Consider the following 11,298-nt stretch of genomic DNA (forward strand, 5'->3'; position numbering starts at 1 on the left):
TCCTGTAGCCACGGCTGCACCTCTACCGTCATCTTGACTTGCCACGTTGTTTTGACGCGTGGCACTTTACATCAAGTACTACGGCTGTAGTACTAAGAAAATGGGTTTGCAGCGAATGTGGCGAGGTAAACGACCGCGACAGGAATGCTGCAAAAAACATTCTCGCGCGCGGGCTAGCGCGTCTTGCAGAAGGAACTCCGCATGAAGATGGGGGCTGCGCCAATGCGCTAAGAATCCCCGTCATTCATGACGGGGAGTAGTCAAAGGTCTTGCAGGGCGCTGGCGATGTGCGCAGCAAACACGTCTGCATCGCCCAGGGCGTTGGCGTTCAGCAGCGCCAGCTTGACCAGAAACAGCTGGGATTTTTCAGGGCCCGCTTGGTCAATGGCGGTGGCCAGGGTGTCATAGACGGTTTCCAGGCCGGGGATGCTCAGGGCATGGGAAGTGGTGCTCATGGTGCTTGTCTCTCAAATGGTGTTATTGGGGCAATGCCGCATTCAGGGCTGCTTGCAGGCGCACGGCATCCAGGGTCAGCCAGCGCGCGCACACATGCTGATCGGGGCGCAGCAGGTACGCACCGCCGTTGGCACGCATGCCGTAGCGCTGGCGCAGGTGGCCATCGGCATCGGCCAGAGTGTGGTCGGCGCCGGCCACGGGCTGGGCAGCACCCACGGCAATCACCTTCAGAGCCACACCCCGGGCGCGGGCAGCGGCCACCACCTGTTGCAGCGACTCGGGGATGGCAGCAGCGTCAGTGAAGTAAAGCAGGTCAAACCCACCGCCCAGGTGGTCGAGCAAAAAGTCGTTGCTGCCCAGGCGGATGTTGCGCGGCGGCGCACCGTGGGCGGGGCCATCGGTGAACAGCGCGTTGTCATCGCCCCGGCTGTTGAGCATGGAATGGGTGTACTCGTGCGGCCGCGAGGTGCGCCAGTGGTAGAGCGGGCGCACAAACGCTTGCGACAGCGACAGCGACAGCACGGCATTGCGCAGCAGCTTGAAGCCTGCGCTGGGCGGCGTCATGAAGCGCACGCTCTTGCCCGATTCTTCGATGATTTCGCGTGCGGCACCCACGCGCTCGGCGCTGTAGTTGGCCAGCAGCTGCGGACTGGCCAAGCCCTTGATGGTGTAAGCCAAGTGCCAACCCAGCGACTGCGCATCCTGAAAACCCGTGTTGGCCCCGCGCACACCAAAAATGGGCAGCAGGTGGGCGGCGTCGCCGGTGAAGATGACATTGCCATGCACATAGTCGGTCAGCGTGAGCGTGCGGGCCGAATACACCGAGCTCCAGTCCATTTCCCATTCGATACCAGGGAAGCCGATCATGGCCAGCTGCGCGTCGATGCGGGCCTTGAGCGACTCGGGGTGGAGCGCTTGCTCAGGGGTTTCGCCTTCGGGCAGCTGGTAGTCCACACGCCAGATGCTGTGGGGTTCGCGGTGCATCAGGATGGTGTTGCCGGGGTTCCATTCCGGGTCGAAGTAGGCCAGGCGCTCGGTGGGCAGGGGCAAATCGACCTTGATGTCGGCAATGACGAAGAAGCCTTCGTAGGACGAGCCCTCCATCCACAGCTTCATGTTGTCGCGGATTTGCGAGCGCCCGCCCGAGGCATCGACCAGCCAGTCGGCATCGAGCTGGTACTCGCCCTCGGGGGTATCGACGGTGGCGCTGGCGTAACCGTCTTTTTGCTCCACCTTGACCACCTTGTTGCCCCAGCGGAAGTCGATCAGCGGGTTGGCAGCGCAGGCATCGTGCAGGTACTCTTCCATGAACTGCTGCTGCACGTTGAGCAGCGGGCCAAAGCGGTCGTCGGCATCGTGCGGCGCTTCCATGCGAAAGCACAGCTGGTTGCGGTAGAACGAGTTGCCAAAGCGCCAAGGCAGGCCGCCAGCGACCATGCGGTCGGCCACGCCCACTTGTTGCAGGATTTCCAGCGAGCGGCGCGTGAAAACGATGGCGCGGCTGCCTTGCGAGAACTGCAACTCGGCACTCAGCACCACGCTGGGCACGCCGTGGCGGGCCAGCTCCAGTGCAGTGACCATGCCCGCAGGGCCCGAACCCACGATCACCACTTTTTTGCGCTCTTGCGCCGGGTGCTGTGAGGCCAGCCAGGGCTGGAACACCTGGTAGGGGTAATAGATGGAAGGGCGGGCTTGTGTCGTCGGCTGGTGCATGGTGTTGTCTCCGTTACAAAAGCGCTGCGCCGCAGCGCTGCGGCCAGGGGGAGCGTGGAGTGTAAAAAGCGCCCGCCGCCCAGCGCGTCCCCATTTGGGGACATGGCCAGCAACGCCCCGCACCAGTGCCCGCTACGCCTGCGGCGCCATCAGCAAGGCGAACAACTCGCGCTGCCCGGCCAGTCCCAGCTTGCGGTACACGCGCTTGAGGTAGGTGCGCGCGCTCTCGTGCGTCAGGCCCAGGCGCTCGGCCAGTGCCGGGGTGGACAGGCCCTCCAGCACGCCGCGCACCACGTCCAGGTCACGCTGCGTCAGGCCGGCAAAGCGCTGTTGCAGCCGCGCCAGCACCAGGCCCGCCAGATCGTCTTGCAGTGTTTGCGCGGCGTAGTGCAGGCGCATGGCCTGCACGATCAGCGGGGCGTAGGCCTCGATGGTGGCAATGGCGGCATCGTCGAACAGGCCATGCTCCTCGCCCCGGTACAGGTTGACCGACAGCCAGCGCCCCCCCTCTTGCGGGCCCAGGATGGACAGGCGCTCGACCAAGCGGGGCAGCTCATAGCAAACGGCACGGTAGTCCGGATGCTGCACATCGGTACTGCGCTGGCGGTGCAGCAGCACGCGCACCGGGCTGGCACTGGTGTGGCGCGCACTGGCCTGTTCGGCCTGCATCACGCGCTGGCTGCCATCGAGCGGGTAAAAGCGCGTGACGTAGTCCTGCGAAATCAGCGCCAGCCCGTGGGTGCGTGCGCGGTCGCCCAGCCCTACCAATTGCGGGCTGCCCTGGCCCCGGAAGGTAAAAATAGCGCACTGCGCCAGCGGCACCTGCCGCCCCAGCAGGTGCAGCAAGTCCTCGGCCACGGCGTGGCTATTGCCCCTACCCAGCTTCTCCAGCAGGGCGCTGGCGCCGTGCAGCGGCAGCTGCAAGCCGTGGACGCGGGGCGGTGAAAGCAACCAGTGGCTGGACATGGGCGCCACTGTAGCCCAGGCACCGCAGCACTGCCGCCCCGGCAGGCCATCGCCCTGGAAAACCGGCGCTCATATACCGCAAAGCCCCTCTGGACGCCAGCCCGTATGCCCTGTAGTTGACCAGCCTCTGAATAGACTAAGCTGCGCGGCTTTAGCGGAACCGCGCAGCGCCTACAGCGCCCTGTTTTCGCTTTTTTGAATTTGTTCTTCTTGTTGAAGGAAACCCCCATGACTACCCCGTTTCGCATGCACACCGTAGTGGCCGCCCTGAGCCTGGCTGGCACCATGCTGCTGTCCACCGCACACGCCCAAAACATCAAGATCGCCATGGTGATCCCCACCACCGGCGCCCTGACGCAGTACGGTGACATGGTCAAGGAAGGCGCCACCACGGCAGTCGAGCTGGCCAATGCGGCTGGCGGCATCAACGGCAAAAAAATCGAGCTGGTCGCGGTCGATGACGCCTGCGAACCCAAGCAAGGCCCCGTGGCCGCCAACCGCGTGATCAACGCCAAGATTGGCTACGTGGTCGGCCCCGTGTGCTCGGGCGCAGCCATTGCAGCCGCCCCCATCTACAACAACGAAGGTGTGGTGGTGGTCACGCCCTCGGCCACATCGCCCGGCCTGACCGAAGGCAAAAACTACCACTTCATCTTCCGCACCATTGGCCGTGACGACCAGCAAGGCCCCGCCGCTGCCAAGTTCATCGCCGAAAAAGTCAAGCCCGCCAAAGTGGCCGTGCTGCACGACAAACAATCGTATGGCCAGGGCATTGCCGCCTCGGTGCGCGATGACCTGAAAAAGGCCGGCATCAACGTGGCGCTGTTCGAGGGCATCAACGCCGGCGACAGCGACTACTCGGCAGTCATCACCAAGCTCAAGAGCGCGGGCATCGACTTTGTGTACTACGGCGGCTACCACCCTGAAATGGGCCTGCTGCTGCGCCAATCGGCAGAGCAAGGCCTGAAAACCCGCTTCATGGGCCCCGAGGGCGTGGGCAACCCTGAAGTCAACGCCATTGCTGGCCCCGCCGTCGAAGGCATGCTGCTGACGCTGCCCGCTGACTTTGCCGCCAACCCCAAGAACGCCGCCATCGTCAAGGCCTTCAAGGACAACAAGCGCGACCCCTCGGGCGCCTTCCAGTTGTCGTCTTACGCTGCGGCACAAGCACTGATCGAGAGCATCAAGGCCGTGGGTGACAACCCCGCCAAGGTCGCTGACCACCTGCACAAGAGCAACATTGACACCGCCATCGGCAACATTGGCTGGGACAAAAAGGGCGACCTGAAGTCTTTTGATTTCCAGGTCTTCCAGTGGCACAAGAACGGCAGCAAGTCCATCGCCGCCAAGTAAAATTTCGCCCCTACGCGCAAGGCATGGCTCTGCTACTTCACAGCAGGGCCATGCCTTGTTGCTTTATTCATTGTCCTGGGCATATCTGTGCCCTTTTCTTATTTCGGATGGCCCTGCATGTCTGAACTCTTGCCGCAGCTGATACAACAGCTATTCAACGGCCTGTCGCTGGGTGCGATCTACGCGCTGATTGCCATCGGGTACACCATGGTGTACGGCATCATCGGAATGATCAACTTCGCGCATGGCGAAATCTACATGATCGGAGCCTACGTGGGCCTGGTCACGCTCTCGGCCATTGGCACGCAAAGCGGTCTGCCGGTGTACGTCATCATCGGCTTGATGCTGCTGGTGGCCGTGGTGCTGACGGGCGTGTATGGCTTTGTGGTCGAACAGGTGGCCTACAAGCCCGTGCGCCACGGCCCGCGCCTGGTGGCGCTGATCTCTGCCATCGGTATGTCCATCTTCTTGCAAAACTGGGTGGCTCTGGGCCAGGGTGCGCGCGATATGGCCGTGCCGTCGCTGATTCCCGGTGCGCTGCGCTTTGGCGCTGAAGGGGCATTTGAAATCTACATCCCCTACTCGCGCGTGATGATCATTGTGGTGGCCGTGGCGCTGATGATTGCGCTCACCCTCTACATCAAGCACTCGCGCATGGGCCGTGCATCGCGGGCTTGTTCGCAAGACATGCACATGGCCAACTTGCTGGGCATCGATACCAACCGCGTGATCTCCTTCACCTTCATCCTGGGCGCCATGCTGGCCGCCGTGGGCGGGGTGCTGATTGCGCTGGCCGTGGGCAAGCTCAACCCGTTCATCGGCTTTCTGGTGGGCATCAAGGCGTTTACGGCAGCGGTGCTGGGCGGCATTGGTTCCATTCCGGGCGCCATGCTGGGCGGCATCTTGCTGGGTGTGGCCGAAACCTTTGCCGCAGCCTATATCTCGTCTGAATACAAAGACATCGTCGCCTTTGGCCTGCTGGTGCTGATTTTGCTGTTCCGCCCCACGGGCCTGCTGGGCAAACCTGAAGTGGAGAAGGTGTGATGCTGCGCCAAACCATTCGCCATGCCCTCATGGCCACTGTGCTGACGGCCCTGGTGGTCATTCCCATCTTTGGCCTGCACTTGGAGCGCGCCGGTGTGCGCACCATCATCCAGCCGCAGTGGAGCTTTGTGCTCTGGGCCTGCGCGCTGGTGTTTGTGGCGCAGTTGCTGCGCCCCTGGCTGGCGCGCCTGCTGCCGCGCCTGCCAGTGCCATCGCTGCCCAGCGTGTCGGGCCCGCAGCGCAACGTGCTGGTGCTGGTTGCCCTGATGGTGGCCGTGAGCTGGCCGTTCTTTGCCGGGCGCAACGCCGTCGATATCGCCACGCTGGCCATGATCTACGTCATGCTGGGCCTGGGCCTGAACATCGTGGTCGGCTTTGCCGGGCTGCTGGATTTGGGCTTTGTCGGCTTTTATGCCGTGGGCGCCTACACCTACGGCCTGCTGTTCCATTGGCTGGGCTGGAGCTTCTGGGAGGCCCTGCCCCTGGCCGGTGCCTTTGCCGCACTGTTCGGCTTTGTGCTGGGCTTTCCGGTGCTGCGCTTGCGCGGTGACTACCTGGCCATCGTCACGCTCGGTTTTGGCGAAATCATCCGCCTGCTGCTGGTCAACCTGACCAGCTGGACGGGCGGGCCCGATGGCATCTCGGGCATCCCCAAGCCCAGCGTGCTGGGCATGGAAATGGCACGCAACCCCAGCGTGGAGGGTGGCACCACCTTCCACCAGATGCTGGGCCTGGAGTTCAACTCGCTGCACATGGTGATCTTTTTGTACCTGATGGCGCTGACGCTGGCCGTGCTCACGCTGTGGATTTCCAGTCGGCTGATCCGCATGCCCATTGGCCGCGCCTGGGAGGCGCTGCGCGAGGACGAAATCGCCTGCCGCTCGCTGGGCCTGAACCCCATGAAGATCAAGCTCTCGGCGTTCACGCTGGGGGCCATGTTTGCCGGTTTTGGCGGTGCGTTCTTTGCGGCGCGCCAGGGCATCGTCAACCCTGAATCGTTCACCTTCATCGAGTCGGCACTGATTTTGGCCATCGTGGTGCTGGGCGGCATGGGCTCGCAGCTGGGCGTGATCATCGCGGCCATTTTGATCACCGTGCTGCCCGAGCTGGCGCGCGAGTTCTCCGAGTACCGCATGCTGATTTTTGGTCTGGTAATGATTTTGATGATGGTCTGGCGCCCCCAAGGGCTGCTGCCCATGAAGCGCCAGCACGTGGAGGTGCCGCAATGAGCCAGCCCATTTTGCAAGTCGATGCCCTGAGCATGCGTTTTGGCGGCCTGCTGGCGGTCGATCAGGTGGCCTTCTCGCTCCAGAAAGGCGAAATTTTTGCCATCATCGGCCCCAACGGTGCGGGCAAAACCACGGTGTTCAACTGCATCAGCGGTTTTTACAAGCCCAGCACGGGCCGCATCGCGCTGGAGGGACAGAACATCGCCGGTCTGGGCAGCCACACCGTGGCCACACACGGCCTGGTGCGCACCTTCCAGAACGTGCGCCTGTTCAAACACATGACCGTGCTGGAGAACCTGCTGGTAGCCCAGCACCGCCATGTGCGCACCGGGCTGCTGGCGGGCCTGCTCAAAACCCGCGCCTACCGCGAGGCCGAGCAAACCGCCATCGCCACCGCCCTGCAATGGCTGGACGCCATGGGCCTGCGCGAATTTGCCAACCGCGAGGCGGGCAACCTGGCCTACGGCCACCAGCGCCGACTGGAAATTGCCCGCTGCATGATCACGCGCCCGCGTGTGCTCATGCTCGACGAGCCTGCCGCTGGCCTGAACCCGCAAGAGAAAAAAGACCTGCAAGGCCTGATCCAGCAGCTGCGCGACCAGCACGGCGTGACGGTGCTGCTGATTGAGCACGACATGAGCTTGGTGATGGGCGTGTCCGAGCGCATCCTGGTGATGGAATACGGCAGGCCCATTGCCCTGGGCACGCCCGACGCCATCAGGCGCGACGAGCGCGTCATCAAAGCCTACCTGGGAGAAGAATGATGCAACCCATGCTGGAACTGCGCCAGATCAACACCCACTACGGCGCCATCCGCGCCGCCTGCGATGTCAGCCTGCAAGTGCGCCAAGGCGAAATCGTCTCGCTCATCGGCGCCAACGGCGCGGGCAAAACCACCTTGCTGATGACGGTGTGCGGCAACCCGCGCGCCAGCAGCGGCTCGGTGTGGTTTGAGGGCGAGAACATCACCAACCTGCCCTCGCACCTTATCATGCGCAAGGGCATCGCCATCTCGCCCGAGGGGCGGCGCGTGTTCCCTGACCTCACGGTGACCGAGAACCTGAAGATGGGCGGCTTTTTTCTGGACAAAACGGCCATCGAGGCGGGCATGGAACACGTGTTCGGCCTGTTCCCGCGCCTGCGCGAGCGCGCCCACCAGCGCGCGGGCCTGATGTCCGGCGGCGAGCAGCAAATGCTGGCCATTGGCCGCGCGCTGATGAGCAAGCCGCGCCTGCTGCTGCTGGACGAGCCCACGCTGGGGCTGGCGCCGCTGGTGATTGCCCAGATTTTCGAGATCATCCAGGCCATCCGCAGCGAGGGCGTGACGGTGTTTCTGGTGGAGCAAAACGCCAACAAGGCGCTGCACATTGCCGACCGGGGCTATGTGCTCGAAAACGGCCATGTGGTGCTGGAAGACACCGGCGCCAACCTGCTCACCAACCCCGAGGTGCGCAAAGCCTACCTGGGCGCCTGAGCGCCCGGCAAGTGCGTTCTGGCAAGGCAGTGCCTTGCTTTGCCAGCACGCTGCAAATATTCAATTTTGATAGCTGCTCGCGCGCACCAGCACTGGCCCAGAGCCTGATTTAATCCTCAGAAAAGATGAAAAAACAAGGGACTATCGTGCGCTGGGACGCATCGCGCGGCTTTGGTTTCATCCGCAGTCCCAGCACTTCAGCAGACGTTTTCTTCCATGTGCGCGATTTTCGCGGTGCGCCCGAGCCGACCGAGCGCATGGCGGTCGATTACGAAGAAATCCACGTCGGCGGCAAAGGCCCGCGGGCCATGGCCGTGCGACCCCGCACAGATACGCGCAGCGCACCAGCGCTGCCAGCACAGGGGCGCGCCACAGCAACGCCGATCATGCGCCAACCACCAGCAAACTCGCGTGCTGGCGCACGCTGGGGCAGCCCCCCTGGGCGCACAGGTGCCCATACCAGTGGCCGCTCTGTGGTCATGCTTTTGGTTCCGCTCTGGCTGGGCCTGGTCGGCTGGGCGCTGTGGAGCGCACGCCTGCCGCTGTGGTGTGCGGGTGCCTTGCTGGGCCTGCAACTGGTCACCGCGTGGATGTATGCCCACGACAAAAGTGCCGCCCGCGCAGGCGCCTGGCGTGTCAGCGAAAACCAACTGCACCTGCTGTCGCTGCTGGGCGGCTGGCCCGCCGCTTGGTGGGCACAGCAAAACTTGCGCCACAAAACCAGCAAAGCCTCGTTCCGCACGGTGTATTGGCTCACCATCGGGCTGCACTGCGGCGCACTGGTGCTGTGGCTATGGCACGGCCCTGAAAAACTATTATCTTGATAGCTGCTATCGCTCACCCATATTGGCCTAGAGGCTGATTTGATTCCTAAAAATACAGTGCACCATCCCGCGCTGGGTGGCGCCTAGAAGCTTTCCCATTCGTCGCTGTTCACCTTGGCAGGCTGGTGGGAAACAGGTGCCGCAGGCTTTTTGGCAGCCAAAGCGGTTCTTGCGCCGGACGGTGCCAAGGGGTGCAGCGGTGGGGCCTTTGCCGGGGTGAATCCGCTGCCCGCTGGCAGGGCATTGCGGGGTGCCTGGGTGGAGTCGAGCTTGAACACTTCCACCGCCCCCACCAGGGCCTGCGCCTGCTGGCTCAGGCTGCTGGCCGCAGCGGCCATTTCTTCCACCAGGGCTGCGTTTTGCTGGGTGACCTGGTCCATTTGCGTAACGGCCTCGCCCACCTGGGACACGCCCGTGCTTTGCTCGCTGCTGGCGGCACTGATCTCGCCCATGATGTCGGTCACGCGGCGGATGGCGCCCACCACTTCGGTCATGGTGGAGCCCGCCTTGTCCACCAGCTGGGTGCCCTCTTCCACCCGCTCCACGCTGGCGGAGATCAGGGCCTTGATCTCCTTGGCAGCGTCGGCGCTGCGCTGGGCCAGGTTGCGCACTTCGCCCGCCACCACCGCAAAACCACGGCCTTGTTCGCCGGCGCGGGCCGCCTCCACGGCAGCGTTCAGGGCCAGGATGTTGGTTTGGAACGCAATGCCATCAATGACGGTGATGATGTCGGCAATCTTCTGGCTGCTGTCGTTGATGCCCTTCATGGTGGTGATGACCTCGGCCACCACGTCACCGCCCTGCGCGGCCACGGCAGATGCGCTGACCGCCAGTTGATTGGCCTGGCGCGCGTTGTCGGCGTTTTGCTTGACGGTGGAGCTGAGTTCCTCCATCGACGCAGAGGTTTCCTGCAACGCGCTGGCCTGCTGCTCGGTGCGCATCGACAGGTCGTTGTTGCCGGAGGCAATCTCGGCGCTGGCCGAGGCCACGCCCTGCGCGTTGTCCCGCACGCCTGACACCACATGCGCCAGGTTGTCGCGCATGGTGGTCAGGCCGGTGAGCAGGTGGGCGATTTCGTCGCGCCCCTGAACATGGATGGACACGGTGAGGTCGCCGCGCGCCACGGAATCGGTAATGTCCACGGCATTGCCCAGCTGGCGCGAAATCTGGCGCACCATGGAGCCGCCCACCAGCATGGCCAACAGCAGGCCCAGCACCACTGCGCCGGCGGTAAGCACCCAGATGGTTTGGTACGTGGCGGCTGCCTGGTCGTAGCCCATCCGGGCCTGGTCGAGCTGCACCTGTATGAGCCGCCCCAGCACGTCTTGCAGCGGGTCCATTGCCGGGTACAGCTCGCTGGCGGCAAAGGTGGTCAAAGCGGCCATATCGCCAGATTTGAAATGCCCTATCAGCTTCTCAGTGGCTGCATCTGCCGTGGCCTGTAGCGGCCTTAACTGCTCCACCAGCCGGCTCTCTTCGGGCACCAGCTTCGTCGCCAGATACGCGCTCCAATTGGTCTCGATCAATTTGCGGGCCTCCGCTACCGACTGCAGGCCCTGCGCGGCGGTCATGCCCCCATCGCGCACCTTGTGAGCGGCATCTACCACGTTGACCGCATACATGTCGGCCACGATCTTGATTTGCTTGAGGGGAATCACCCGGTCTTCGTACACCGATTTGAGCCCGGCATTGGACTGCCCCATGCCCAGCAGACCGATGCCCCCGACAAGCAAAACCAGGCAGCACAGCACGGCCAGAAGTCCCGTCAGGCGGGTGGATATTTTCAGGTTGCTCATGGGAATCTTCTTTGAAAAATCCAGGGCTTTCGTGACAACGGCAGGCCCTGTGTGGGAGGGTTTCTTCTTCAAGGGTGGGAGCGATGCAGCCGCACGTGCCGATGGCGCACAAGCACCCCCCATCCGGGACAGCGAGCGGGGGCAGAAGAGGTTTTTTTCATAGCGCCACCTTTTGCAATTTTTGCCAAAGTTATCATATTTTAATGATAAAAATGATTTTATGTAAAAATTTGATGAGGCATCTATGTTTCTGAAAAATGCGCCGCAATGGGCATCGCGCCCCACCGGCGTTGACGCGAATTTGATGGGCTGGCCCCCAAGCTTTTCTGAATCTTGACGGGCCTTTGCCTAGTACTACAGCCGTAGTACTTGATGTAAAGTGCCACGCGTCAAAACAACGTGGCAAGTCAAGATGACGGTAGAGGTGCAGCCGTGGCTACAGG

11 protein-coding genes are annotated in these 11,298 nt (G+C 63.0%); 7 read left to right on the forward strand and 4 right to left on the reverse strand.

Translation table 11 applies throughout. From position 1 onward, the window contains the following. Nucleotides 1-38: 38 nt before the first annotated feature. Nucleotides 39-260: a zinc ribbon domain-containing protein gene (locus tag EV674_RS17860; protein WP_165887114.1), complete on the forward strand. Its 222-nt coding sequence runs from the start codon at nucleotides 39-41 to the stop codon at nucleotides 258-260. On the opposite strand, the gene EV674_RS16790 is transcribed toward EV674_RS17860, so the two are convergent. From EV674_RS16790 to EV674_RS16800, 3 genes are all read right to left on the reverse strand, one after another. Further along, on the reverse strand, nucleotides 261-455 hold the full coding sequence (locus EV674_RS16790; protein ID WP_132750497.1) for a DUF2783 domain-containing protein: 195 nt from the start codon (nucleotides 453-455) through the stop codon (nucleotides 261-263). Between the two features lie 22 nt (nucleotides 456-477). Continuing rightward, nucleotides 478-2,169 (reverse strand): FAD-dependent monooxygenase, encoded by a 1,692-nt coding sequence (locus EV674_RS16795; protein WP_132750498.1) that lies wholly within the window; start codon nucleotides 2,167-2,169, stop codon nucleotides 478-480. A 132-nt stretch (nucleotides 2,170-2,301) separates the two neighbouring features. Beyond that, the gene (locus EV674_RS16800; RefSeq protein ID WP_132750499.1) at nucleotides 2,302-3,135 is read right to left on the reverse strand and encodes a helix-turn-helix transcriptional regulator; all 834 of its coding nucleotides are present in this window, start codon (nucleotides 3,133-3,135) and stop codon (nucleotides 2,302-2,304) included. A 228-nt stretch (nucleotides 3,136-3,363) separates the two neighbouring features. Between EV674_RS16800 and EV674_RS16805 the strand changes: the two genes are divergently transcribed. The 6 genes from EV674_RS16805 to EV674_RS16830 all read left to right on the forward strand — a co-directional run bounded on the left by EV674_RS16805 (nucleotide 3,364) and on the right by EV674_RS16830 (nucleotide 9,059). After that, the gene (locus EV674_RS16805) at nucleotides 3,364-4,488 is read left to right on the forward strand and encodes a branched-chain amino acid ABC transporter substrate-binding protein (protein ID WP_132750500.1); all 1,125 of its coding nucleotides are present in this window, start codon (nucleotides 3,364-3,366) and stop codon (nucleotides 4,486-4,488) included. Nucleotides 4,489-4,605: 117 nt separating this feature from the next. After that, a complete protein-coding gene (livH, locus tag EV674_RS16810) occupies nucleotides 4,606-5,532 on the forward strand; it encodes a high-affinity branched-chain amino acid ABC transporter permease LivH (protein ID WP_132750501.1) in 927 nt (308 codons plus the stop codon). Continuing rightward, complete coding sequence (locus EV674_RS16815) at nucleotides 5,532-6,761, forward strand: high-affinity branched-chain amino acid ABC transporter permease LivM (protein ID WP_132750502.1); 1,230 nt, start codon at nucleotides 5,532-5,534, stop codon at nucleotides 6,759-6,761. The genes livH and EV674_RS16815 overlap by 1 nt, the downstream gene beginning before the upstream one ends. Further along, on the forward strand, nucleotides 6,758-7,525 hold the full coding sequence (gene livG, locus EV674_RS16820; protein WP_132750503.1) for a high-affinity branched-chain amino acid ABC transporter ATP-binding protein LivG: 768 nt from the start codon (nucleotides 6,758-6,760) through the stop codon (nucleotides 7,523-7,525). Before EV674_RS16815 ends, livG begins: the two co-directional genes overlap by 4 nt. 8 nt (nucleotides 7,526-7,533) lie before the next feature. Continuing rightward, entirely contained in the window at nucleotides 7,534-8,235 is a 702-nt protein-coding gene (locus EV674_RS16825) for an ABC transporter ATP-binding protein (protein WP_132750507.1), read from the forward strand. A 125-nt stretch (nucleotides 8,236-8,360) separates the two neighbouring features. Continuing rightward, on the forward strand, nucleotides 8,361-9,059 hold the full coding sequence (locus EV674_RS16830; protein WP_132750504.1) for a DUF1294 domain-containing protein: 699 nt from the start codon (nucleotides 8,361-8,363) through the stop codon (nucleotides 9,057-9,059). A gap of 83 nt (nucleotides 9,060-9,142) precedes the next feature. On the opposite strand, the gene EV674_RS16835 is transcribed toward EV674_RS16830, so the two are convergent. Beyond that, nucleotides 9,143-10,855 (reverse strand): methyl-accepting chemotaxis protein, encoded by a 1,713-nt coding sequence (locus EV674_RS16835; RefSeq protein ID WP_132750505.1) that lies wholly within the window; start codon nucleotides 10,853-10,855, stop codon nucleotides 9,143-9,145. Between the last annotated feature and the right edge of the window lie 443 nt (nucleotides 10,856-11,298).

This window comes from Simplicispira metamorpha (assembly GCF_004341365.1).
Lineage (GTDB): Bacteria > Pseudomonadota > Gammaproteobacteria > Burkholderiales > Burkholderiaceae_C > Simplicispira > Simplicispira metamorpha.

Excerpts from the sequence above, each read along its gene's own strand:
- EV674_RS16790 (WP_132750497.1), bottom strand. The coding sequence starts at position 455 with ATGAGCACCACTTCCCATGCCCTGAGCATCCCCGGCCTGGAAACCGTC.
- EV674_RS16795 (WP_132750498.1), bottom strand. The coding sequence starts at position 2,169 with ATGCACCAGCCGACGACACAAGCCCGCCCTTCCATCTATTACCCCTAC.
- EV674_RS16800 (WP_132750499.1), bottom strand. The coding sequence starts at position 3,135 with ATGTCCAGCCACTGGTTGCTTTCACCGCCCCGCGTCCACGGCTTGCAG.
- EV674_RS16805 (WP_132750500.1), top strand. The coding sequence starts at position 3,364 with ATGACTACCCCGTTTCGCATGCACACCGTAGTGGCCGCCCTGAGCCTG.
- livH (WP_132750501.1), top strand. The coding sequence starts at position 4,606 with ATGTCTGAACTCTTGCCGCAGCTGATACAACAGCTATTCAACGGCCTG.
- EV674_RS16815 (WP_132750502.1), top strand. The coding sequence starts at position 5,532 with ATGCTGCGCCAAACCATTCGCCATGCCCTCATGGCCACTGTGCTGACG.
- livG (WP_132750503.1), top strand. The coding sequence starts at position 6,758 with ATGAGCCAGCCCATTTTGCAAGTCGATGCCCTGAGCATGCGTTTTGGC.
- EV674_RS16825 (WP_132750507.1), top strand. The coding sequence starts at position 7,534 with ATGCTGGAACTGCGCCAGATCAACACCCACTACGGCGCCATCCGCGCC.
- EV674_RS16830 (WP_132750504.1), top strand. The coding sequence starts at position 8,361 with ATGAAAAAACAAGGGACTATCGTGCGCTGGGACGCATCGCGCGGCTTT.
- EV674_RS16835 (WP_132750505.1), bottom strand. The coding sequence starts at position 10,855 with ATGAGCAACCTGAAAATATCCACCCGCCTGACGGGACTTCTGGCCGTG.